The sequence below is a fragment of the Microbacterium sp. USTB-Y genome (genome assembly GCF_023703415.1).
Taxonomy (GTDB): domain Bacteria; phylum Actinomycetota; class Actinomycetes; order Actinomycetales; family Microbacteriaceae; genus Microbacterium.
In genome coordinates this window covers 90,238-114,640 of sequence record NZ_JAGMTU010000008.1, presented here as the reverse complement: position 1 = coordinate 114,640, position 24,403 = coordinate 90,238, and the positions used below count along the sequence as shown (strand labels likewise).

Sequence of the window (24,403 nt, the reverse complement as noted above, 5' to 3'; positions counted from 1 at the left end):
GATATCCGTCCGTCCCGAAACGCGAACGGCCATCGGCTTATGGGCCCAAACCCTTGCAGCGTTCAGGTTTCGATGTCACAATACGAGTCGGATCCCAATCCCAAACTTTGTTCGGGATTTGGATCCGCCCCGATCCGCTCGACGAGGAGCCATCCCATGACCATCACCCCTCCCGATCCCGCCGCGGAGATCGCCCCGACCGGTCTCATCCGGGCCGCCGCTCCCGCCGCGGGGGAGCCGGCCGCAAGCCCGCCGGCGACCAAGCGGCTGCTGCCCAGCCTGCTCATCGCCTCGATGACCCTGTTCGCCACCTATGGCGGACTCATCGCGATCCTGCTGCCCACGCAGATCCTGCTGCTCGATGAGAAGCACAAGGTCGCCAACCTCGCGATCGTCACCACGACCTCCTTCGTCTTCACCCTGTTCGCGCAGCCGATCGCGGGTGCCCTCAGCGACCGCACCCGTTCGCGGTTCGGACGGCGAGTGCCGTGGATGGTGCTCGGCGCGCTGGTGGGCGGCGTCCTGCTGCTCGGCATGGGGTCGCTCGCCGACCTGATGTGGATCACCGGGTTCTGGGTGGTGATCCAGGTCGCGCTGAACTTCCTTCAGGCTCCGCTCACGACCATCACCGCCGACCGGTTCCCGCGGGCGAAGCGCGGCGGAGCGAGCGCCATGATCGGTCTCGGCACGCAGCTCGGCATGACGGTCGGAGTGATGCTCGCGGTCGGTCTCGGAGGGCAGCTGGGGCTCGGCTACTCGGTCTTCGGCATCGCGGTGATCGTGGTCACCGTCCTCTTCGCGGTGGTCAACAAGGACTGGTCCTCGAAGCACGCGGAGGTCGAGCCGTTCCGCTGGGGCGCGTTCTTCCGGGGCTTCTGGATCAACCCCCGCAAGCACCCCGACTTCTTCTGGGCGTTCACCGGCCGCTTCCTGCTGATCCTCGGCTACTTCGTCGTCTCGGCGTATCAGCTGTACATCCTGACCGACTACATCAGGCTGCCGCTGCAGCAGGCCCAGGGCGCCGTGATGACCCTGACGCTCGTGGCGTTCGTCCCCACGCTGATCGCCATCGCGCTCTCCGGCTGGTGGAGCGACAAGGTGGGACGCCGCAAGGTGTTCATCTACGTCGCCACGGTCGTGATGGCCGTGGGGCTCGCCTTCCCGCTGATCATGCCGAGCATGACCGGCATGATCATCATGAGCATCGTCAACGGCGTCGGCTTCGGTCTCTACATGTCGGTGGATGCCGCTCTCATGACGGAGGTGCTGCCGAACGAGGGCACCTCGGCGGGTAAGGACCTCGGCATCCTCAACGTCGCGACCAACATCCCGCAGGCGCTGAGCGCGCCGATCGCCGCGGTCATCATCGGATCCCTCGGCGGCTATCCGGTGCTGTTCGTCTTCGCGATCGTGTTCGCCGTCCTCGGCGCCGTCGCCATCGCGCCGATCAAGTCCGTGAGATAGAAGCCCGCCCTCCCCGCGGCCGGATCGGATCCGGTCCGCCGCGGGGAGCCACCGTCCTGCATGAAAGGAACTCCCATGGAGAACACCCAGACCTCGCCCGCGACGGCGGACGCCGCACTCGCACAGCCCGAGGTGCGGATCGCGGAAGGCGTCGTCCGCGGACGCTGGCGCGACACCACCCCGCCCGGATCCGGCGCCCGCGGAAACCTGCGCTCCGCGGCGTTCCTCGGGATCCCCTTCGCGGAGGCGCCCGTCGGCGAGCTCCGCTTCGCGGCCCCGGTGCCGAAGACGCCGTGGGAGGGCGTCTTCGACGCCGCGGCGTTCGGCGCGACGGCGCAGCGCGGCGACCCCGGGGTGACGCTCATCCCCGAGCCGAGCGTGGAGGGCGATTCCACGCTCACCGTGAACGTCTACACGCCGACGATCCCGGCCGGCGGCGACGCCGACGGCGCGGGCATGCCCGTGCTCGTCTACATCCATGGCGGCGGCTACTTCGCCGGATCCCCGGCCAGCCCCTGGTATGACGGGCGCAACTTCAACCGTGACGGCGTCGTGACCGTGACCCTCTCGTACCGCCTCGGCTTCGACGGCTTCGGCTGGATCGAGGACGCCCCGTCGAACCGCGGCGTGCGCGACTGGCTGCTGGCCCTCGAGTGGGTGCAGCGCAACATCGGCGCATTCGGCGGCGACCCCGCCCGGGTCACGATCGCCGGGCAGTCCGCCGGCGGCGGCGCGGTGATGACCCTGCTCGGCATGGAGACGGCGCAGCATCTCTTCCACGGCGTCTACGCGATCTCCGGCGCGCTCGCGGACGTGTCGGCCGCGCGATCGGAGGAGTTCGGCCGCCGTCTGGCCGCCGAGCTCGGCGTCGCCCCGACCCGGGAGGGCCTCGGCGCGCTGAGCGAGGAGCGGATCCTCGAGGTGCAGAAGAAGCTCACCGCGTTCGACGGCGGCGACATGAGCGACGTCGTCGAGAACGGGCTGCCGCTCGGCCCGTCCGTCGACGGCGACCTCATCCTGCGCCCGACGCCCGAGTCGTTCCGCGCCGGAGTCGGATCCGACAAGCCCCTCGTGCTCGGCGCGACGGACGACGAGTTCACCATGGCGATGGCCGGCGCGGAGAAGAAGCTGCGCTGGGTGCCGACGGGCCTGCTGCTCGGCAAGCTCGGCGTGCCGAAGGAGGCGCGCAAGCGCTACCTCGCCGCGAACGCCGATGTGGTGGCGAAGGGCAAGGCGCGCCTCGCCGGACGCGTGCTGACCGACAGGATGTTCCGGGTCGCGATCCTGCGCATCGTCGCCGACCGCGGTGCCGCGCCCACCTGGGTCTACCGGTTCTCGTGGCCGTCCGGCACCTTCGGGTTCGCCGAGCACTGCCTCGACCTGCCGTTCTTCTTCGACTGCCTGGACGGTCCTGCGATGGTGCCGCTGGCCGGCCCGAATCCGCCGCAGGCGCTCGCCGAAGAGCTGCACGGGGCCGCGGTCGCGTTCATCGCGAACGGGGATCCGGGGTGGACGCGCCACGACCGCGACGGGATCGCCCGCGTGTTCGACACGCCCTCCCGCGAGCAGCGCGACGCCTACGCCTCGGTGCGGCCGCTGTTCACCGCCGGTCGTTGAGCGAGCGCGGCCGAAGGCCGCGCGAGACGAAACGCGCTCACCGGCGAGATCGCCGGGCGGCCGCGCCGCCGCCGGGTGCCCCTTCGGGGTCGTTGAGCGAGCACGCGAAAGCGAGCGAGACGAAACGCGGTGCTCTCGCGAGGGCGCGACGTTTCGTCTCGCTCCTCGCTGGCGCTCGGCGCTCGCTCAACGCCCCCCGGGGGGGTCAACGCCCCCGGGGGGTCAACGGCCCCGGGGGGTCTCGGATCCGGTTGCCTGCATGAGGTCGAAGAGCGCGTCGATGAGGGTCGTCATGTCGAGCTCGGGCTCGACCAGCAGCTGCATCTGGGCCCCGTCGGACACCGCCTGCAGCAGCCGGGCCGCGAGCGCGGGGTCCAGCCCTGGGCGGATCCGCCCTGCGGCCTGGGCCTCGGCGATGGTCCCGGCCCAGCGGTCGCGCAACGCCGTGCTCCGCTCCTCGAAGAAGGCGCGGGACGGATGCTCGGGGTCCGCGGCATCGGCGGCGAGGCGGGTGAACAGCTCGACGAGCCCCGGCACGCGGGCGTTGTGCTGCACGATGTCGAGGTACCCCTCGCGGAGGTCGTTGAGGTCGGCGGCCTCCACCGCTTCCGCATGGCCGGCCAGGTCGACCTCATCGCGGGTGCGCAGGATCTCGACGAACAGCTCGTCCTTGCTGTCGAAGTAGTGCAGCAGGCCCGCCTGGCTCAGCCCGACGGCCTCGGCGAGCTCCTTCACCGAGGCGCCGTGGTAGCCCTCCCGGGCGATCACGGACAGGGCGGTGCGCAGGATCTCCTCCCGCTTCGCGATCCCTTTCGCGTACGAACCACGTCGTGCCATGGTCCCGAGACTATCGCCGGATCGGATCCGCACCCGCTTAAAACCGAGTAACGCTTGCTTTTTATCGCACAACCTGATCGACTGGCCCTGCCCGTCACCCGAGAGTCGTCCACGAAGGAGTCGACATGACCACGCCCCGAGACCACCTTTCCGAGCTGAGCAACGAGGAGAAGGCGTCGCTGACCAGCGGCAAGGACTTCTGGACGCTCAAGGCGATCGATCGGATCGGCGTGCCGTCGATCATGGTCACCGACGGCCCGCACGGCCTGCGCAAGCAGGCGGCCGAGAGCGACCACCTGGGCCTCGGCAACAGCGTTCCCGCCACCTGCTTCCCGCCCGCGTCCGGCCTCGGGTCCTCCTTCGATCCCGCTCTCGCCGAGCGCGTCGGCGTCGCCCTGGGCGTCGAGTCGGCCATCGAGGACGTCGCCGTCATCCTCGGCCCCGGCATCAACATCAAGCGCTCGCCGCTCTGCGGGCGCAACTTCGAGTACGTGTCGGAGGACCCGATCGTCTCGGGCGTGATCGGCGCCGGCCTCGTGAAGGGCATCCAGTCGCAGGGAGTCGGCAGCTCGCTCAAGCACTTCGCCGCCAACAACCAGGAGTTCGAGCGGATGACCGCGTCGAGCGACGTCGATCCCCGCCCGCTCCGCGAGATCTACCTGCGCGGCTTCGAGCGCGTCGTCAAGGACGCGCAGCCGTGGACCGTGATGTGCTCGTACAACAAGATCAACGGCGTCTACGCGTCCCAGGATCCCTGGCTGCTCACCCAGGTGCTGCGGGACGAGTGGGGCTTCGACGGGCTCGTCGTCTCCGACTGGGGTGCGGTGAACGACCGCGTCGCCGCGCTCGTCGCCGGGCTCGACCTGGAGATGCCCGGTGGCGACGGCGCGCCCGATCGTGCGGTCGCGCTCGCCGCGGACTCCGACCCGGCCGTGGCCTCGGCGCTCGATGCGTCCGCCGGACGCGTGCTCGACCTCGTCGGCCTCGCCCAGGCCAGCCCCGCCGTCGCCGGTCCGCTCGACGTGGAGGCGCACCACGCGCTCGCCCGTGAGGTCGCCGGGCGCTCGATCGTGCTGCTGCGCAACGAGCCCGTCGAAGGGGCGCCCCTGCTTCCGCTCGCGCCGTCGGCCACGGTGGCGCTCATCGGCGAGTTCGCCCGCACCCCGCGCTACCAGGGCGGCGGATCCTCCCACATCAACCCCACCCGGGTGGACTCCGCGCTCGACGCGCTGACCGCGGAGCTGGGCGACCACGTCGCCTTCGCGCCGGGCTTCGCCTTCGACCCGGCAGCGCCGGGGCAGGACGCCCTCCGCGACGAGGCGGTCGCGCTCGCCGCGTCCCGCGACGTGGCCGTGGTCTTCCTCGGTCTCACCGACGCTGAGGAGTCCGAAGGCTTCGACCGCGAGCACATCGACCTGGCCGCGCACCAGCTCGCGCTGCTCGACGCCGTCGTGGCCGCGAACCCGCGGACCGTCGTGGTGCTCTCGAACGGCGCGGTCGTCGCACTGCCGTTCGCCGACCGCGTGCCGGCGATCCTGGAGGCGTGGCTCCTCGGCCAGGCCGGCGGATCCGCCACCGTCGACGTGCTGCTCGGCGCGGTGAACCCCTCCGGCCGCCTCGCCGAGACGATCCCGCACCGCATCGAGGACACCCCGGCGTTCGGCAACTTCCCCGGCTCGAACGGGCATGTCCGCTACGGCGAGGGGATCCTCGTCGGCTACCGCTGGTACGACGCCCGCGACATCGCGGTGACCTTCCCGTTCGGCCACGGCCTGTCGTACTCCGCGTTCTCCTACGGCGCGGTCTCCGCGGTCGTCGCGGCGTCCGGCGACATCGAGGTGACCGTCCCCGTGACGAACACCGGATCCCGCGACGGCCGTGAGGTCGTGCAGGTCTACGTCGCCCCTGTGGCGTCGGCGGTCGAGCGCGCTCCCCGCGAGCTCAAGGCGTTCGCCTCGGTCGAGATCGCCGCGGGCGCCACGGCGGACGTCGTGCTGACCGTGCGCCGCGAGGACCTCGCGTACTGGGACATCCGCGTCGACCGCTTCGTCGTCGAGGGCGGCGCCTATCGCGTCGAGGTCGGGGCATCGAGCCGAGACCTGCGCGGATCCGCCCTCGTCGAGGTCGGCGGCGACACGGTCGTCGTGCCGCTCACGCCCGAGTCCACGCTCGCCGCCGTCTTCGCCCACCCGATCGCGGGGCCGATGATCGCGAGCACCTTCGCGGCGATCCAGGCGCAGCTCGGAGAGGGCGATGGCGTCCTGTCGGGTGAGGCCATGGAGAAGATGATGGGCTCGTTCCCGATCGGCCGGCTCCCCTCCTTCGGCTGGGGGCTGGACCGTGCGGGCGTCGACCAGCTGATCGCCGCGGCCAACGCACCCCAGGGCTGACTCCCGGCGCGTGAACCCCTTTCGGGGTCGTTGAGCCAAGACAATCGGGGTCGTTGAGCCGAGACATTCGGGGTCGTTGAGCGAGGACGCCGCAGGCGACCGAGACGAAACGCGGCGCTCTCGTGAACGGGCGGCATCTCGTCTCGCGCGGCCTTCGGCCGGGCTCGCTCGACGACCCCGGGATCGGCGAGTGCACCGGATCCTGTCGAGTGCACGGCATCCCGGCGCCGACCAGCCGTGCGCTCGGCAGCGAGCCGTGTGCTCGGCGGGAGGAGCCGAGGCTCAGCCCGCGGCGCGGCGGGCCTCCCAGCCGGAGCGGACCATCTCGTCGACCGTGTGCCGCATCCGCCAGTCCAGGTCTCGCGCGGCGCGCTGCCCGGTCGCGACGATCCGGTCGGGGTCGCCCGGGCGGCGCGGCCCGATCTCGGGCGTGAAGGCGATGCCGGTCACCCGCGCCATCGCATCCATGATCTGGCGCACCGAGAGGCCGTCGCCGGAGCCGAGGTTGTAGGCGGCCTCGATCGGCTCGCCCGCGATCATCCGCTGGGCGGCGGCGACGTGGGCCAGGGCGATGTCGCCGACGTGCACGTAGTCGCGCACGTTCGTGCCGTCCGCCGTGGCGTAGTCGTCGCCGTTGATGCGCGGGGTCCCGCCTGCGAGGAGCTTCTCGAAGACGATCGGGAAGAGGTTGTGCGGGCTCACGTCGTAGACCGACGGATCCGCGGATCCGACGACGTTGAAGTAGCGCAGCGAGGTGTGCGCGAGCGGCTTCTCGGATCCGGCCGTCGCGATCGCCTGGTCGCGCAGCAGCCACTCGCCGATGAGCTTCGACTCCCCGTACGGGCTCGCCGGGCGCTTCTCGGTCTCCTCGATGACGAGCGGCACGTCGGGCGTGCCGAACACCGCGGCGGACGAGGAGAACACGATCTTGTCGACCCCGGCCGCGGCCATGGCCTCGAGGACCACCCGGGTGCCCTCGACGTTCTGCGCATAGGTGTGCAGCGGCCGCTGCACCGAGACGCCGGCGTACTTGAAGCCGGCGACGTGGATCACGCCCTGCACCTCGTGCTCGCGCAGTGTTCGCTCGACCAGCTCGCGGTCGAGGATGCTGCCCTGCACCAAGGCGACGCCCTCGGGCACGAACGAGGCCATGCCGCTGGACAGGTCGTCCAGGACGACCGGCACGAGGCCGGCCTGCGCCAGCGCGCGCACGACGTGCGATCCGATGTAGCCGGCGCCGCCGGTGACAAGCCAGGACATGGGTCTCCTTCTGGGGCGTGGACGTGCGGCTCTCATTGTGCCGAGGGGCTTGCTGGGGGATCGCCGAGACGGAGCCCGTCGAGAGCGCCGTGCTCGTCTCGTGCCGCGGCGGAGCGCGATTCCACGACGCCCCGAGAACCGGCGTCGGGTCAGGCGTCGCGGCGGGGGCCGGCGGAGGGGACGACCGTGAACAGGTGCGGCTCGGCGAAGCCGCGCGCCGAGAAGGCGGCGCGCACGGCCTCGGACACCGCTGCGACGAGGGTGCGGTCGACGAGCGCGATCGCCGCGCCGCCGAAGCCGCCGCCGGTCATCCGCGCGCCGATCGCGCCGTGCGCGAGAGCCGTGTCGACCGCGGTGTCGAGCTCGGGGATGGAGACCTCGAAGTCGTCGCGCAGCGAGGCGTGCGAGGCGACGAGCAGGTCGCCGATCACGTCCTCCGGGAGCCCCCGGGAGCGCTCGTCGGCGGTGAGGGCCGCGACCATGTCGAGCACGCGCTGATCCTCGGTGACCACGTGGCGGACTCGCCGGAAGTCCACGGGATCCAGCAGCTCTGCGGCACGGGGCAGATCCGCGGGCGTCACGTCGCGCAGCGCGGCGACCCCCAGTGCCGCGGCCCCCCGCTCGCAGGACGCCCGGCGCTCCCCGTAGCCGCCGGTGGAGTGCGCGTGCTTCACGCCGGTGTCGATCACGAGCACCTCAAGCCCGGCCTCGGCGAACCCGAGGGGGATCGAGCGCGTCTCGAGCGAGCGGCAGTCGAGGAACACGGCCGCATCGGCCTGCCCGAGCATCGACGCCATCTGGTCCATGATCCCGGTCGGGGCGCCCACGGCCTCGTTCTCCGCGCGGCGTCCCGCCCGGGCGAGCGTCACGGCGTCGAGGTCGAGGCCCCACAGTGCGTTCAGCGCGGATCCGGCGGCCCCCTCGATCGCGGCAGAGGACGAGAGCCCCGCGCCCACCGGGACCTCCGAGGCGATCGCGAGGTCCATGCCGGGCAGCGTCCCGGCGACCCAGGCGGGGACGAGCGCGCGCAGCGCCCAGGCGACGCCCAGGGGATAGGCGGCCCACTCCGGCACCGCGTCGCGGCCGCGCGCCGCGCGGGAGCCTGCGGGGAACAGCGTCTCCAGATCGGCGAGGGCGACCTCGACGGGCTCCGGGGCGAAGGTCGACGCGACGCGGATCCGCCCGTCGGTGCGCAGCCGTGCGGCGGCCGCGGTGCGGTGCTGGATCGCGAAGGGCAGCACGAAGCCGTCGTTGTAGTCGGTGTGCTCGCCGATGAGGTTCGCGCGTCCGGGAGCCGACCACACGCCCGCCGGCGCGGATCCGGTGAGCGTGCGGAACAGGTCCTCGGCGCCCGCGACGGCGGAGGACGGGGAGTCGGTGCGGGTGGCGGTCATCGGGTCTCCTCGGCGGGGACGGGCACGGAGGCGATCGCGTCGCGCAGGCGCGCGGCCGCCTCCTCGGGCAGGATCTCGGCGGTCCACGCGGACATGGCGGATTCGGATCCGGCCAGGAACTTCAGCTTGTCGGCGGCGCGACGGGGGCTCGTCAGCTCGAGCCGCATCCGGATCGTGTCGCGGCCCACGTGGACCGGGGCCTGGTGCCAGGCCGCGATGTAGGGCGTCGGGGTCTCGTACAGGGCATCGACACCGCGCAGCAGGCGCAGGTAGAGCGGGGCGAGCTCGTCGCGCTCCGCGTCGCTCAGCGCCGCGAAGTCGGGCGCCTGCCGGTGCGGGAGCAGCTGCACCTCCAGCGGCCAGCGCGCGGCGAACGGCACGAACGCCGTCCAGTGCTCGCCCTGCAGCACGACCCGCTCCGAGGCCTGCTCCGTCTCGAGGATCCGCGCGAACAGGTCACCGCCGGTGCGGGCGATGCTCTCGCGCAGCCGCTGCGTGCGCGGGGTTACGTAGGGGTAGGCGTAGATCTGCCCGTGCGGATGCGGCAGGGTCACGCCGATGGCCTCGCCGCGGTTCTCGAACGGGAACACCTGCTCGATGCCGGGCAGGGCGGACAGCACGGCCGTGCGGTCGGCCCAGGCCTCGATCACCGTGCGGGCACGGGTGACCGACTGGGTGCCGAAGGATCCGGCGTGCTCGGGGCTGAAGCAGACGACCTCGCACCGGCCGACGCTGGTGCGGGTGCGCTCCAGCCCGACCTCCTCGAGGTCGGCGAGGCCGTGCGGCGGGTCGATCGCGGCGGGTGCGGTGCCGACGGCGGCGGCGAGGGCGGGCCCGAACGACGGGGAGCGGTTCTCGAACACGGCGACGTCGTAGCGCGACGGAACCTCGGACGGGTTCGTCGCCGACTGCGGGGCGAGCGGATCCGCGTCCGTGCTCGGCATCATCACGCGGTTCTGGCGGCGGGTGGCGAACGTGATCCAGTCGCCCGTGAGCACGTCCTGCCGCATCGCCGCGGTGTCCGGACGCGGGTCGAGGATGCGCGCGTCGACCCGGCGCTCCGTTCCGAGGGCGGTGCCGCGATCGTCGTAATACACGAGGTCGCGGCCGTCAGCGAGCACCGTGGTGCGCCGGACCACGCCCGCCCCGAGCGGCGTGACCGAGAGCACGGCGTCCGGGCTTTCGGGGGCCGGGTTCGGTGCGCCGTTCGAGGGAACGTTGGCGGCGGGCTCCGCGGGGGTGCCGTTGGCGGTGGGTCCCGCGGGGGTGCCGAACGCGGCGGGTTCCGCGGGGACGCCGAACTCAGGATCCGATTCCATGTTCACGTAAACACGATAGGGCACGCGGCGTGATAGCGTCAACAATCCTGAGTTCGGTGCGCGGAAGCGCTCCGGGGGAGAGGCGGAACGATGCCGAAGCACGACGACGAGCTCGATGAGCTGCGCCTGATCGCCGACGGAACCCCCGGCCGCCGTCGAGGGCCGAAGCCCAGCGGCCGCGTGTCGATGGCGATGGTCGCCGCGCGCGCCGGCGTCTCCGGCCAGACGGTCTCGCGCGTCGTCAATGACAGCCCCCGGGTGGATCCGGCCACGCGGGAACGGGTCGAGGCCGCGATGGCCGAGCTCGGCTACCGTCCGCATCGCGCGGCTCGGGCACTGCGCACCGGCCGGTCGATGACGATCGGCGTCGTGGCGCAGACCCTCGCCACGGTCGGCAACTCGCGCATGCTGCAGGCGGTGGCCGAGGCGGCGGAGGTCCGCGGCTACGCTCTCGCCCTCGTCACCCTGGGCGCGGACGGCCGGATCGTCGACGCGTTCGACCGCCTGCACGATCAGGACGTCGACGGCGCGATCGTGCTGAACGAGGCATCCGCGCTGGCCCGCGACGCGGATCCCGCCGGCCTGGCGCTCGTCGTCGTCGACGCCCCTGCCGACCCGCGGTTCACGGTGATCGGCACCGACCACGCGGCGGGAGCGCGCGCGGCGACGGCGCACCTCCTCGATCGCGGCGCGACGACCGTGCACCACGTGGCCGGGCCTGCGGACTCCTTCGCGGCGGCCGAGCGCGAGCGCGGCTGGCGCGAGGCCCTCGAGGCCCGCGGTCGCGCCGCGCCGGATCCCCTGCGCGGCGACTGGTCCGCGGCGGACGGGCACCGGATCGGCGAAGCGCTCGTCGCCGATCCCGCGGTCGCCGCCGTCTTCGCGGCCAACGACCAGATGGCGCTGGGCCTGCTGCGCGCGTTCGCCGACGCCGGCCGGCACGTGCCCGAGGACATCGCCGTGGTCGGGTTCGACGACATCGCCGACGCTGCCGAGTTCCGGCCGCCGCTGACCACCGTGCGGCAGGACTTCGCCGCTCTGGGGGAGCGGGCCGTCCGGATCCTCGTCGATCGGGTCGAGGGGCGTGACGTCGCGGATCCGCCGCTGCTGATGCCGTCGCTCATCGTCCGCGCGAGCGCCTAGAGCCGCCCCCGCCGTCGCGCCGTAGCGCCAGGGGGCCCCGTCGCGCGCGCCGCCCTGCCTTCGAGCGGGCGGCGCGCGTTTCGAGCGGGCGGCGCGGTTGCTCCCGTCGCAGAAAATGTCGTTCCGGCCCCCGAATTACGACATCTTCTGCGACCTGAGCGGATCTTCTGCGACCTGAGCGGATCTTTTGCGACCTGAGCGGATCTTTTGCGACCCGAGCGGACTGGCCGGAACGGAGTGGCCCCTGCGACGGGGAGCAGAGTGGCCGGAACGGAGTGGCCCCTGCGACGGGAGCGGAGCGGCCGGAGCGGACTGGCCCCTGCGGCGGGAGCGGACTGGCCGGAACGGACTGGCCCCTGCGACGGGAGCGGAGCGGCCGGAACGGACTGGCCCCTGCGGCGGGAGCGGACTGGCCGGAACGGACTGGCCCCTGCGACGGGAGCGGAGTGCCCCTGTGGCCGGAGTGCCCCTGTGGCGGTAGTGGACCCGGGGCCGCGCGACCCCGTCGGTTGCGGAAAGCGCGTTCCCATGTCAGGATGAGAGGACTGGAAAGCGCTTACCCGTATCGGATCCGACGACGGACCGACCGGCGGGCATCGGAACGGAAGGAAGCACCGTGGCGGAGAGCAGCACCCGCGAGATCGGCATCATCATGAACGGCGTCTCCGGGCGCATGGGCTATCGCCAGCACCTGGTGCGCTCGATCCTCGCGATCCGCGACCAGGGCGGCATCGAGCTGCCCGACGGCACCCGCGTCACGGTCAAGCCGATCCTCGTGGGCCGCAGCGCGCAGAAGCTCGCCGAGCTCGCCGCCCAGCACGGGATCGAGGACTGGACGACCGATCTCGACGCCGCGCTCGCGGATCCGCAGTGGGAGATCTACGCCGACTTCCTCGTGACCAAGGCCCGCGCGGCCGCGATTCGCAAGGCCATCGCCGCGGGCAAGGCGATCTACACCGAGAAGCCCACGGCCGAGTCGGTCGAGGAGGCCCTGGAGCTCGCGCGTCTGGCGCAGGCGGCGGGCGTGAAGACCGGCGTCGTGCACGACAAGCTCTACCTGCCGGGCCTGCAGAAGCTCAAGCGGCTCATCGACTCCGGCTTCTTCGGGCGGATCCTCTCGGTGCGCGGCGAGTTCGGCTACTGGGTGTTCGAGGGCGACTGGCAGCCGGCGCAGCGCCCGAGCTGGAACTACCGCAGCGAAGACGGCGGGGGCATCATCAGCGACATGTTCCCGCACTGGAACTACGTGCTGGAGAACCTGTTCGGCGAGGTCACGAGCGTCTATGCGCAGGCCGCCGTGCACATCGCCGACCGCTGGGACGAGAAGGGCGAGCACTACACCGCCACCGCCGAGGACGCCGCGTACGGCATCTTCGAGCTCGAGGGCGGCATCGTCGCCGAGATCAACTCCAGCTGGACCGTGCGCGTGAACCGCGACGAGCTCGTCGAGTTCCAGGTCGACGGCACGCACGGGTCTGCCGTCGTGGGTCTGTTCGGGGCCAAGATCCAGCACCGCAACGCCACCCCGAAGCCGGTGTGGAACCCCGACCTCGCCGACGAGCACGACTACGACGCGGACTGGGCCGAGGTGCCCGTGAACGACGTCTTCCTCAACGGCTTCCGCCAGCAGTGGGAGGAGTACCTCGCCTCCTACGTGCTCGGCACCGACTACGCCTTCGACCTGCTCGCCGGGGCCCGCGGAGTGCAGCTCGCCGAGGCGGGCCTGCAGTCCTCCGCCGAGGGACGCAAGATCGCGCTGCCCGCGCTGATCCTGGACTGAGGGCGGATCCGATGACGACGATCCGCCTCCTCTCGGCCGACGGGGCGACCTCCGAGGCCGAGCTCAACGACTCCGGCGCCTACGCGCGTCCGACGGCGCCGCTGCGCAGCCGCGTCGCCTACGCCGCCGCCCATGTGGTGCCGAAGACGCACGCCGACAACACCCCCGGGCAGCCGGCCGACATCGACTGGGATGCCACGCTCGCGTTCCGCCGCAACGTGTACTCCTGGGGGCTCGGCGTCGCCGACGCGATGGACACGGCGCAGCGCAACATGGGCCTGGACGCCGCGGCCACGCGTGAGCTGATCGCCCGCAGCGCCCAGGTGGCGCGCGAGGAAGGCGGATCCGTCGTCGTCGGGGTGAACACCGACCACGTCGACGAGGAGCGCATCCCGCTGCCGCAGGTGATCGACGCCTATGTCGAGCAGCTGCACTTCACCGAGGAGCAGGGCGCGGGGCCGGTGCTCATGGCCTCGCGTCATCTCGCCCGCGTCGCGGAGTCGCGCACCGACTACCTGCGCGTGTACGCGGCGGTGCTGCAGCGGGCGACCACCCCGGTCGTGCTGCACTGGCTCGGCACCGCGTTCGACCCGCAGCTGGAGGGGTACTTCGGATCCCCTGACTGGCGCGAGGCGTCCGAGACGCTGCTGCGGATCATCGCCGAGAACCCGGGAAAGGTCGCGGGCGTGAAGATGAGCCTGCTGAACGCGGAGTCCGAGATCGCGGTGCGCGAGCGGCTCCCCGAGGGCGTGCGCATGTTCACCGGCGACGACTTCAACTACGTCGGCCTGATCGGCGGCGACACCACGGGGTCGTTGAGCGAGGACGGCGAAGCCGACCGAGACGAAACGCGGTCGTCTGAAGGGCGCCGCGTTTCGTCTCGCTTCGCTCGCTCAACGACCGGAGGGGGACACTCCGACGCGCTGCTCGGCGCGTTCGCGGCGATCACGCCGGTCGCGTCGGCGGCGATCCAGGCGCTCGACGCGGGGGATCCGTCCCGGTACCGGGAGATCCTCGGGCCGACCGAGGAGCTCAGCCGTCAGGTCTTCGCCGCGCCGACGTTCTACTACAAGACCGGCGTCGCCTTCCTCGCCTGGCTGAACGGGCATCAGCCCGCGTTCCAGATGGTGGGCGGCCTGCACTCCGCGCGCAGCCTGCCGCACCTCAGTCGCATCGTCGAGCTCGCGAACGCCTCGCTGGCCCTGGAGGATCCGGAGCTCGCCCGCGAGCGCTGGCACGGCATGCTCGCGCTGAACGGGGTGGACGCGTGACCGCCGTCGACCCGCGCCTGTCGATCAACCAGGCCACGATCAAGTACGCCGACCTCGCGACCGCGCTCCGGGTGACCGCCGAGGCGGGCGTGCAGGGCATCGGCCTCTGGCGCGAGCCCGTGCACGAGGTCGGTCTCGACGAGGCGGCGCGGATGCTCGCCGGATCCGGGCTGCGCTTCACGACGCACTGCCGGGGCGGGTTCTTCACCCTGCCGGAGGGGCCCGAGCGCGTCGCCGCGCTCGATGACAACCGCCGCGCGATCGAGGAGACCGCGACCCTGGCCGCCGCCGGAGCCGAGGGATCCACCGCGGTGCTCGTGCTCGTCGCGGGTGGCCTGCCCGGGGGATCGCGCGACCTCGTCGGAGCAAGGGAGCGCGTGCGCGACGCGATCGGCGTGCTGTCCGCCGACGCGGCCGCCGCGGGCGTGACGCTCGCGATCGAGCCGCTGCACCCGATGTTCGGATCCGACCGGTGCGTCGTGTCCACCCTCGGCCAGGCGCTCGACATCGCGGCGGACTTCGCCCCGGCGGTCGTCGGCGCCGCGGTCGACACGTTCCACATCTGGTGGGATCCGCAGGTGCTCGACCAGATCGCGCGCGCCGGCCGCGAGGGCCGGATCGCGACGTATCAGGTGTGCGACTGGAAGACGCCGCTGCCCGCCGACGTGCTGCTCAGCCGCCACTACCCCGGAGACGGCGTCATCGATTTCGGATCCCTGACCCGGGCCGTCATGGCGACCGGCTACGACCGCGACATCGAGGTCGAGATCTTCAACGCCGACATCTGGGCGCAGGATCCGGCGGCGGTGGTGCAGCGCACCGCCGCGTCGTTCGGCGAGGCGGTCTCGCCGCACCTGCCCTGAGTTCTGATGTCCGCGAGACCGAACCTGCCCCGCGAGACCGCGCGATTCCGCCGCCGTCTCGCGACGGAGGTTCGGTCTCGCGGGTGATCGCGCACGACGTGAAAGGCTGACCACATGAGCATCCGACCGGGGCTGTGCTCCGTGACCTTCCGGCAATTGGATCCGGCGGCGATCGCCGCGCTCGCCGCCGACGCCGGGCTGCAGGCGATCGAGTGGGGCGGCGACGTGCACGTCCCTCCCGGTGACGTCGCGCGGGCGGCGGAGGTCGCCCGGCTCACGGCCGACGCCGGTCTCGCCGTCGCCTCGTACGGGTCGTACTTCCGGGCGGAGGCGGGTGAGGACGTCGCCCCGGTGCTCGACGCGGCGGAGGCGCTCGGCGCCGACCGGATCCGGGTCTGGGCCGGGCGGATCGGATCCGCGGACGCCACCGGCCGGGAGCGCGCGGCGACCATCGACGCCCTGGCAGTGGCGGCGGAGCAGGCCGGCGCGCGCGGCATCTCGCTCGCCCTGGAGTTCCACGGCCGCACGCTCGCCGACGACGCGGAGCAGACGCTGCGCGTGCTGGACGAGGTCGGCAGCCCGCACCTGTCGACGTACTGGCAGCCCACCGTCGCCGCGACCGACGACGTCGCGGTCGCGGAGTACCGGCGGATCGCCGACCGGGTCTCGGCCGTGCACGTGTTCTCGTGGTGGCCGTCGACCGAGCGCCTCGCCCTGGGCGCCCGCGACGGGCTGTGGCGGGCGTTCGCCGAGGCCGCCGAGAGCGCACCACTGCCGCCGCGCGATGCGCTGCTCGAGTTCGTGCCGGGAGACGATCCGTCGTCCCTCGCCGCCGAGGCGGCGACGCTCCGCGGCTACCTCGGCTGAGGATCCGGCGGGAGGGCGCGAGTATCCGTGTCTTCCGCCCTCGCGCCGGGGGATCTCGCGGGAAAGAGTGGCAAACGCTTGCCAAAAGTCTTCGAGATCGTCATGATCGGAGCGAAGGCAGTTTCCCCATGAGATCCGCCGCGCGCCGCACGAGGGCGCTCTGCGTCACGGGACTGGTGTGCGCCGCCGGCGTCGTCCGGGCAGCGCCGGCGGAGATCCATCGATGAAGATCGGAACCTCAGATGAAGACAACTCGATCACTGCTCGCGGCCACCGCGATCGCCGCACTCGCGCTCAGCGGTGCGGGCGTCGCGAACGCCGCCGAGCGTCCCGCCCCCTCGTCCCTCAGTGCGCCCCAGGCCGGTGCGGCCGGCGTCGGCCCCCTCGCGGCATCGCCGGCCAGCGGAGCCGTGGCGGCCGAGGGCGCCGCGACGACCGCGTCGACGGTCACGGTGAGCACCCTGGCCCAGCTGCAGGCGGCGATCGCCTCCGCGCACGCCGGAGACACGATCATCCTGAAGAACGGCACCTACGCGGTGGGATCCGCGATCGCGATCTCCGGCGGAGGCGCCACGGGCACCCCCGTGACCATCGCGGCGGAGACGGTCGGGGGCGTGACGCTCACCGGCGCGTCCAGCTTCACCTTCTCCGGCGCGCACGACGTGGTGCTGCGAGGATTCCGCTTCACCCAGTCCACGACCCTCGAGGTGCCGGCCGACAGTCGTGCCATCACCTTCAGCCGTGACGAGTTCGTGTTCGCGCAGAGCGCCGAGCACAACCTCATGGTGCGCGCCGACGACTCCGTCGTCGAGTACAGCTGGTTCCACGGCAAGAGCACGATCGGCGTCTACCTGGGCATCGAGGGCGCGGGCACGACCGAGATGGCCACCGGCGTCCGGGTGCACCACAACTACTTCTCCGACCAGAGCTTCTCCGGCGCCAACGGGGGCGAGTGCATCCGGCTCGGGGTCAGCCCGCGCGCGCTGAGCACGGCCGGCGCGATCGTCGAGAACAACCTCTTCGAGAACGCCAACGGCGACCCCGAGACGATCTCGGTGAAGTCGAGCGGCAACACGATCCGCTACAACACGATCCGCAACAGCTTCGGCGGCATCGTGCTGCGGCACGGCAACGGCAACACGGTGGCCGGCAACCGGATCATCGGCGGCGCGAACGGCATCCGCATCTACGGCAACGACCACGTGATCGTGAACAACTACGTGGCGGGGCTGAGCAAGGAGGCGATCGTGATCGGATCCGGCACCGAGCGCGATCACTACGCGGGGGAGCCGGCGGACTCCCGTCGCGGCAACGACGCCCCCGACCGGATCCGGATCGCGCTCAACACGCTCGTCGACAACGGCGGCGGGATCATCGGCGAGACCAACCGCACGGTGCCGCCGCTCAACGTCACGATCGTCGACAACATCGTGCGCGGGCAGACGGGCTACCTCGGCAACGTCCCCCTCATGCAGGACTTCTACTGGCGGGGCAACCTCCTCTGGGGTGCCGCGGCGAACGGGAACATCCCGAAGGTCGGGTTCACGCGGGTGGATCCGCAGCTCGCGCAGGACGCGGCCGGCACCTGGAAGATCACCGCCTCGAGCCCGGCGGTGAACGCGGCGACGCAGACGAACCACGCGAACTGGGTCTCCGACGACCTCGACGGGCGTGCGCGCACGGGCGTGTACGACATCGGCGCCCAGGAGGTCACGACCAGCCCGGCGACGCGGGCTCCGCTCACCACCGCGAACGTCGGCCCCAGCGCCCCCTGAGCCGTGCCGGGTGCCGGAGCCCGCGCTCCGGCACCCGGTCGGCGCGGCCCGCGCGTGCCGCGTCGGGGCCTCGGCCTGTTCGCGCTGCGTCGGGGCCGCGGCCCTCTCGTACCGACGTGCGGCGTATGGCAAGCGGTTGCCACTAGAATGACGGAAGACCCCGGAATCGGGTCGGGAGAGGACACGGATGGCGGAGCGGATCGTCGCGCACCTGGGGCTCGGAGCATTCCATCGCGCGCACCAGGCCTGGTACACGCAGCACGCCGCCGACGCCGGCGGCTGGAGCCTCGTCGGCTTCACCGGGCGGTCGCCCGAGCAGGCGCGCATCCTCGCCCGGCGCCGAGGGGCGTACACCCTTCTCGTGCGCGGTCCCGAGGTCGACGCGACCGAGCAGATCACCGCGATCCGGCGCGCGCACGACGGCGCCGACCGGGCGGCGTGGGAGGGTGCGCTCGCCGATGCGGCCGTCACCGTCCTCACCCTCACGATCACCGAGGCGGGGTATCGTCTCGACCCCCGCGCGCCGGGCGGGGACGCGGGGCGTCTCGACCTCGCCGACCCCGCGGTGCGACAGGACCTCCGCGCCCCGGGAACGCACGGCGCGGTGACCGCCCCGGTGCGGATCGCGCTCGGGCTCGATGCCCGCCGGCGGGCCGGCGCGGGACCGCTCGAGGTCATCAGTTGCGACAACCTGGTCGGCAACGGACGGCTCGCCGGCGCCGTGGTCCTCGACGCGGCGCGCGCCTGGGAGGAGGCGGATCCGGCCGCCGCCGGGCTCGCGAGCTGGACCGAGGAGAACGTCCGCTTCCGCTCGTCGATGGTCGACCGCATCACCCCGCGCACGGTCGCCGACGACCTCGCCACGGCGGAACGGCTGAGCGGCGTGCGCGACGAGGCCGTCGTCGTCTGCGAGCCGTTCTCGGAGTGGCTCCTGGAACCCGGCGCCCTGCCCGCGCCCGACTGGGCCTCGGCGGGCGCGCGCATCGTCGACGACCTCGTCCCGTACGAGGAGCGCAAGCTCCGGCTGCTCAACGGGGCGCACTCCCTGCTCGCCCACCACGGCCTGCTGCACGGGCTGACGGACGTCGCGGAGGCGTTCGCGGATCCGCGTCTGCGCGACCTCGTCGAGGAGTACTGGGAGACCGCCGCGGCGAGCTGCCGCCTGCCGGACGCGGAGCTGGCGGCCGCGATCGAGGCGACGCGCACGCGGTTCGCGAATCCGCGCATCCGCCACCGGCTCGCCCAGATCGCGGAGGGCGCACGGCACAAGCTCCCGCAGCGGATCCTGCCCGTGCTGCGCTCGGCGATCGCCTCCGGGCACGCGACCGATGCCACGGCCTCGGTCGTCGCCGCCTGGATCCTGGGGGAGGAGAGAGCCGGCCGCGGCGTCGACGCCGACGTGCTGCGCACCGGGGATGCGGCGCTGGATGAGCGCGTGCGCACGCTCGTCGATCGCGCACTCCGTAGGCTGGACGCGTCCGTGGTGGTCTGACGAGGGGAACCCGATGCCCGAGGAGCACTCCACCGCGCCCGCGGCCGCACCGGCGGCGGGGGCGGAGAAGGTCACGATCTACGACGTGGCGCGCCTCGCCGGCGTCAACCCGTCCACGGTCTCGCGCGCGCTGAACCAGCCCGGTCGGGTGAACGCCGCCACCGAGAAGCGGATCCGCGCCGCCGCCGAGTCCCTCGACTACCGGGTGAATCCGATGGCGCGGGCGCTGCCGACCGGTCGCACCTCGATCGTCGGCCTCGTGGTGTCGGACATCACCAACCCCGTGTTCTTCGACATCGTGCGAGGAGCGGAGACGGCCGCCTCGCGCCAGGGGTACACGCTCGTGCTGACCGAGTCGGAGGAGTCGGACCAGCGCGAGTACGAGCGCGCCGCGCAGCTGCTGCGCATGGTCGACGGGCTGCTGCTCGCGACACCCCGCATGTCGGACGAGCAGATCCGGTCGCTGGCGGCGCAGAAGCCGGTCGTCGTCGTGAACCGCCTCGTCGAGGGGGTGCGGTCGATCGTGCCCGACATCCAGGCCGGCATCGCCGAGGCCGTGCGCCATCTCAGCGGTCTCGGTCACCGGCGCATCGCCTACGTGCCGGGACCGCCCCTGTCGTGGACGGCGGGACGGCGCGGAGAGCTGCTGGCCCAGCGCTGCGATTGGGCGCAGCTCGAGCTGGTGCGACTGGATCCGGTCGCCCCCACGGTCGCCGGGGGGAGGGCCGCCGCCGCGGCGGTGCGGGACGCCGGGGTGACCGCCGTGTTCGCCTACAACGACCTCGTCGCGATCGGGCTCATGCAGGAGCTCGTGGAGGCGCGGGTGGGGGTGCCGCGCGACCTCAGCGTGATCGGCTTCGACGACATCTTCGGCGCGGACTTCACCACTCCCGCGCTCACCACGATCAAGTCGCCGCTGCGCGAGGAGGGCGACCTGGCCATGTCCGCGCTGCTCGGCGGCATCGGCTCCGGCGACGCGCCCGCGTCCTCGGCCTTCGACCCCGCCACCGCGCTCGTCGTGCGCGGGTCGACGGGGCCCGCACGGGACTGAGCAGCGTCGCCGGGCGTGCTCCGGCGAACCGGAACCGCGGGTGCGCCTGACGGCGCCGGAACGGTCGTCGGCCGAGGGAGCCGGAGACGGCGCGCGACGGACACGGCGCGGCATCTGCCGACGGACACGGCGCGGGACGGGACGCGGCGCTCTCGCGATGCCGCGTCCCGTCCCGGTGGCCTACGACGGGGGACCGACGGGTCAGGGGGCGAGCGGACCCGCGTCGGCGGCCGTCAGCGGGGCGCGGCACGCGTGCGCCGACGACACCTCGTGCGCGCCGACGTCGGCGACGCCGATGCGCCGGCGACCGTCGATGTCGTCCGTCACGGTGGCGGAGTGATCCTGGGTCGCGGCGTTCACGGCGGGGCTGCCCGCGCCGATCCGGGGGACGCCCGCCGCATCGGTCACGAGCTGCGGATCGACCCTGGTGAACCCGGTCGCGGGCAGGTCGCCGTCGGCGGCCGCGCCCCACAGGATGTTGCCCGCCCAGGTGAAGCCCAGCGACTTCGGCACGAGAGCGAGCGAGCCGCGATCCGACACCACCAGGTTGTCGACGATGACGCAGTCGTGCGGCTCGAGCGGGCGCGCCGTCTCGCCGACGATGCCGCCGCCCACGTCGACGAGGGAGTTCAGGACGATCCGGATCCGGTCGGCGGCGTCGTTCTTCGTGCGCGAGCTCGACGGCTCGCCCTCGTAGTGGTCGCGCACCGTGCCGCAGCCGATCACGACCCCGGAGCCGGCGATCCCGGCGAGCACGTTGTTCACGATCACGTGGTCGTTGCCGTAGATGCGGATGCCGTTCTGGCCGTTCAGGATGTGGTTCGACTCGATCCGGGTGCGGTTGCCGTGCCGCAGCACGATGCCGCCGAGGGAGTCCCGGATGGTGTTGTAGCGCACCGTGTTGTCGCTGGACTTCACGGAGATCGCCTCGGGGTCGCCGTTGCACCGCTCGAAGAGGTTGTACTCGACGATCGCGTGCGCGCTGCTCAGCGCCCGCGGGCTCACGCCCAGGCGGATCGGCTCGCCGCCGTTGTCGCCCGGGAAGGTGTGGTCCGAGAAGTGGTTGTGGTGGATGCGCACGTTCTGCGCCATGTCGGTCGGCTGGCCGCCCTCGATGCCGAGGTAGATGCCGAGCGTGGACTTGCCGTGGAAGTGGTTGTACTCGATCACCGTGTCATCGGCACGCACCATCACGTTGTGCAGGCCCTCGATGTCGGCGAGGACGAACTCATTGCGGCTGAGCGTGATGGCCTGGCAGGAGGCGGGGAGCTCGAAGGTCGTCGACTGCGTGAACACGAAGCCGCTGATCGTCACGTGGTGGGCGGCGTCGAACACGAAGCTCTGCGCGCCCGTGAACGTCACCCCGCCCACGGACTCGGCGGTGATCGTGAGGTGCTTGTTCCACCGTCCGCCCACGCCCGTGAGACGGATCGGGGATCCCTCGGGCACGGCGTAGGTGCCGTCCGTGACGACGATCGTCGCACCCTCCTTGGCGGTGTCGATCGCGGTCTGCAGCGCGGCGAGGTCGGACACGAACGTGTACGGCCCGCGGCCCGGCCGCGCGGGCAGCCCCGCGGCACGGGGGCCGACGGCCTGCGCGGCGACCGGGGATGCCGTGAGCGCCAGGGCGGCACCGGCGGCGGTCAGGATGAACGTGCGTCTCTTCATGATTCTCCTCGTTGAGACAGGGCCCGACGCCGGGCTCGGCGCAGGGTCGACGGCGGTCCCGGCGATGGTGCCGGGATCGTGGGACGGGCGGGCGAGGCGCGGCGGGGCGGGTCCTCAGCCGATCGCGTCGTCGGTCAGGAACAGCTCCACGACCGGCACGGCCGTGTCGGGGCGCTGCAGCGGGAGGTGGAGGGTGAGCGTGCCCGCGGGCAGCCCGCCCATGAGCGTGTTCTGCGCGACGCGATCCGGATCCACGTGCAGCGGCACGAGCTCGGAGGCGTCGGTCATCAGCTGGGCGTACCGCACCCGGCCGGCGAGCCCCGGCAGGTGCAGGTGCTTGAACGGCCAGGCGAAGAGGTGCGCGTAGAGCCGGTCGCCGCGCAGCGTGTACCGCACATCCGTCGGCGGGGCGAACGGCGCGGGGCCCGCGCCGTGGATCGCGCGGGCGTGGTCGTCCATCCAGTCGCCGATGCCGTGGAAGATCCGCTCGGCGTCCGCGCCGAGCCGGCCGCGGCCGTCGGGGCCGATGTTCAGCAGCAGGTTGCCGTTCTTCGAGACGCCGTCGACGAGCAGGCGGACGAGCGACTCGGCGGTCTTGAACTCGTGGTTGTCGCGGTCGTAGCCCCAGCTGCCGTTGAGCGTCTGGCAGGCCTCCCACGGTACCGGCGCCCCGTCGCGGGCCATCGGCTCGAGGGGCTGGTACTGCTCCGGGGTGACGATGTCGCCCGGGATCCCGAGGCGGTCGTTGACGATGATGCCCGGCTGCAGCTCGCGGACCAGGGCGAGGAGGTTCTCCGCATCCCAGTCCGCCGCGCCCTTCCCGCCCCAGTAGTCGGGGCGGTGCGTGTAGGAGAAGTCGAAGAACAGGTAGTCGATGCGTCCGTAGCGGGTGAGCAGCTCGCGCACCTGGCCGTGCAGGTAGGGCTGGTAGTCGCGCACGTCGCGGTCGGCGGTCGCCTTCTTGAAGTCCTCGTCGTCGCGCTGGGGATGCGTGCCGTCGACGGGGAAGGATCCGTGGTGCCAGTCGATGAGGGAGTAGTACAGGCCCACGCGGAGGCCCTCGGCGCGGCACGCCTCGACGAACTCGGCCACCGCATCCCGGCCGAAGGGCGTGTTCATCGTCGTGTAGTCGGTGAGGGCCGAGTCCCAGAGGCAGAAGCCGTCGTGGTGCTTCGCGGTGAGCACGACGTAGCCGGCTCCCGCCTCGCGCGCGGTGCGGGCCCAGGCGCGCGGATCGAACCGATCGGGGTCGAAGTGCTCCCGATAGCTCTCGTAGTCGGCGTCGCCCATCCGCTCCCGGCTCTTCACCCATTCGTGCCGGGCGGCGAGGGAGTAGAGGCCCCAGTGCACGAACATGCCCAGGCGGGCGTCGACGAACCAGGCGAGGTCTGCGGGGGCGGTCATGCGTTCTCCGGGGGAGGGGGCGACGGGAGGGTGCGGCGCGGCGGGCGCGGCTGCGGCTGCGGCGCCGCCTGGGGCGTGCTCCGCCTCGAGCGGAGCACGCTCGGGGGTCAGCAGGGCGTCGTCGAGGGCCGTCAGCTCGGCGGCGGTCAGCCCGTGCGCGGCGAGCAGGGCGCGCACGGATCCGTGGACGCGGTCGATCTCGGCGAGGACGTCGCGCATGACGGACGCGGGGGATTCCGTGGCGAGCACCGCGGCGTGCGGCGACCGGGGATAGGCGCGGCGCAGGCGCTCCGACGTGGCCCGGCGGTCGGAGACGGGGATGAGCTCCGCGGTGAGCGCGTAATCGGCCACGACCTCCTCGCGGTCGGCCCCCACGGCGGCGAGGGCGAGCGCGATCACGAGACCCGTGCGGTCCTTGCCCGCGGTGCAGTGCACGAGCGCGGGCTCGCCCGCGGCGATCGCGCGGATCGCCGCGACGAGTTCGGGCATCGACTCCGCCAGCAGGTGCCGGTAGATACCCGCGAGGTCGTAGCCCTCCAGGAAGAACGAGCGCGGAGACCCGTGGTACAGCGGGAGGCGGATGAGCTCCACCTCGCCCACGGCCGTCGGCGCCGCCGCGACCTCGTCGTCCGAGCGCAGATCGATGATCCGCCCGACCAGGGCGCGGATCGCGTCCGCGCCCCGGTCGTCGACCGACGAGAGCGCGCCGGAGCGGTAGAGCCTTCCCGTGCGCACCCGGGCGGATCCGGCGGGGATCCCGCCCACATCGCGCATCCCGACCACGCCGTCGATCTCGAGCACCGTCACG

At 72.4% G+C, this 24,403-nt stretch carries 17 protein-coding genes; 11 read left to right on the top strand and 6 right to left on the bottom strand.

Annotated elements, in window-relative coordinates; all coding sequences use genetic code 11:
* Positions 1-156: 156 nt before the first annotated feature.
* Positions 157-1,464, top strand: a complete 1,308-nt coding sequence (locus J8G10_RS17500; protein WP_251447994.1) for an MFS transporter — start codon at positions 157-159, stop codon at positions 1,462-1,464.
* Between the two features lie 75 nt (positions 1,465-1,539).
* Entirely contained in the window at positions 1,540-3,081 is a 1,542-nt protein-coding gene (locus J8G10_RS17495) for a carboxylesterase/lipase family protein (protein ID WP_251447991.1), read from the top strand.
* Between the two features lie 222 nt (positions 3,082-3,303).
* Here J8G10_RS17495 and J8G10_RS17490 read toward each other — a convergent pair whose 3' ends face one another.
* Positions 3,304-3,918, bottom strand: a complete 615-nt coding sequence (locus J8G10_RS17490; RefSeq protein ID WP_251447988.1) for a TetR/AcrR family transcriptional regulator — start codon at positions 3,916-3,918, stop codon at positions 3,304-3,306.
* A 125-nt stretch (positions 3,919-4,043) separates the two neighbouring features.
* Here J8G10_RS17490 and J8G10_RS17485 point away from each other — a divergent pair, with 125 nt between their 5' ends.
* A complete protein-coding gene (locus tag J8G10_RS17485; RefSeq protein WP_251447986.1) occupies positions 4,044-6,308 on the top strand; it encodes a glycoside hydrolase family 3 C-terminal domain-containing protein in 2,265 nt (754 codons plus the stop codon).
* A gap of 282 nt (positions 6,309-6,590) precedes the next feature.
* On the opposite strand, the gene galE is transcribed toward J8G10_RS17485, so the two are convergent.
* The 3 genes from galE to galT all read right to left on the bottom strand — a co-directional run bounded on the left by galE (position 6,591) and on the right by galT (position 10,287).
* The gene (gene galE, locus J8G10_RS17480; protein ID WP_251447983.1) at positions 6,591-7,568 is read right to left on the bottom strand and encodes a UDP-glucose 4-epimerase GalE; all 978 of its coding nucleotides are present in this window, start codon (positions 7,566-7,568) and stop codon (positions 6,591-6,593) included.
* Between the two features lie 149 nt (positions 7,569-7,717).
* Positions 7,718-8,962 (bottom strand): galactokinase, encoded by a 1,245-nt coding sequence (gene galK, locus J8G10_RS17475; RefSeq protein WP_251447980.1) that lies wholly within the window; start codon positions 8,960-8,962, stop codon positions 7,718-7,720.
* Entirely contained in the window at positions 8,959-10,287 is a 1,329-nt protein-coding gene (galT, locus tag J8G10_RS17470) for a galactose-1-phosphate uridylyltransferase (protein WP_251447977.1), read from the bottom strand. The genes galK and galT overlap by 4 nt, the downstream gene beginning before the upstream one ends.
* A 180-nt stretch (positions 10,288-10,467) precedes the next feature.
* Between galT and J8G10_RS17465 the strand changes: the two genes are divergently transcribed.
* The 8 genes from J8G10_RS17465 (at position 10,468) to J8G10_RS17430 (ending at position 20,523) form a co-directional block, all read left to right on the top strand.
* Positions 10,468-11,424 (top strand): LacI family DNA-binding transcriptional regulator, encoded by a 957-nt coding sequence (locus J8G10_RS17465; RefSeq protein ID WP_251448011.1) that lies wholly within the window; start codon positions 10,468-10,470, stop codon positions 11,422-11,424.
* Between the two features lie 652 nt (positions 11,425-12,076).
* The gene (locus J8G10_RS17460; RefSeq protein ID WP_251448008.1) at positions 12,077-13,204 is read left to right on the top strand and encodes a Gfo/Idh/MocA family protein; all 1,128 of its coding nucleotides are present in this window, start codon (positions 12,077-12,079) and stop codon (positions 13,202-13,204) included.
* An 11-nt stretch (positions 13,205-13,215) separates the two neighbouring features.
* Positions 13,216-14,475 (top strand): dihydrodipicolinate synthase family protein, encoded by a 1,260-nt coding sequence (locus tag J8G10_RS17455; RefSeq protein WP_251447973.1) that lies wholly within the window; start codon positions 13,216-13,218, stop codon positions 14,473-14,475.
* Entirely contained in the window at positions 14,472-15,338 is an 867-nt protein-coding gene (locus J8G10_RS17450; RefSeq protein ID WP_251447970.1) for a sugar phosphate isomerase/epimerase family protein, read from the top strand. Before J8G10_RS17455 ends, J8G10_RS17450 begins: the two co-directional genes overlap by 4 nt.
* A 114-nt stretch (positions 15,339-15,452) precedes the next feature.
* Complete coding sequence (locus J8G10_RS17445; protein WP_251447966.1) at positions 15,453-16,205, top strand: sugar phosphate isomerase/epimerase; 753 nt, start codon at positions 15,453-15,455, stop codon at positions 16,203-16,205.
* Between the two features lie 242 nt (positions 16,206-16,447).
* Entirely contained in the window at positions 16,448-17,980 is a 1,533-nt protein-coding gene (locus J8G10_RS17440; protein ID WP_251447963.1) for a polysaccharide lyase 6 family protein, read from the top strand.
* A gap of 187 nt (positions 17,981-18,167) precedes the next feature.
* On the top strand, positions 18,168-19,472 hold the full coding sequence (locus J8G10_RS17435; protein ID WP_251447961.1) for a mannitol dehydrogenase family protein: 1,305 nt from the start codon (positions 18,168-18,170) through the stop codon (positions 19,470-19,472).
* A 13-nt stretch (positions 19,473-19,485) separates the two neighbouring features.
* On the top strand, positions 19,486-20,523 hold the full coding sequence (locus tag J8G10_RS17430) for a LacI family DNA-binding transcriptional regulator (protein ID WP_251447958.1): 1,038 nt from the start codon (positions 19,486-19,488) through the stop codon (positions 20,521-20,523).
* 201 nt (positions 20,524-20,724) lie between these two features.
* Here J8G10_RS17430 and J8G10_RS17425 read toward each other — a convergent pair whose 3' ends face one another.
* Both J8G10_RS17425 and J8G10_RS19600 read right to left on the bottom strand, forming a co-directional pair.
* Positions 20,725-22,191, bottom strand: coding sequence for a polysaccharide lyase 6 family protein (locus tag J8G10_RS17425; protein WP_251447956.1), 1,467 nt, complete (start codon positions 22,189-22,191; stop codon positions 20,725-20,727).
* Between the two features lie 114 nt (positions 22,192-22,305).
* Positions 22,306-24,402 carry an alpha-L-fucosidase gene (locus J8G10_RS19600; RefSeq protein WP_308220726.1) on the bottom strand — a complete coding sequence of 699 codons (2,097 nt, stop codon included), beginning with the start codon at positions 24,400-24,402 and terminating at the stop codon, positions 22,306-22,308.
* Between the last annotated feature and the right edge of the window lies 1 nt (position 24,403).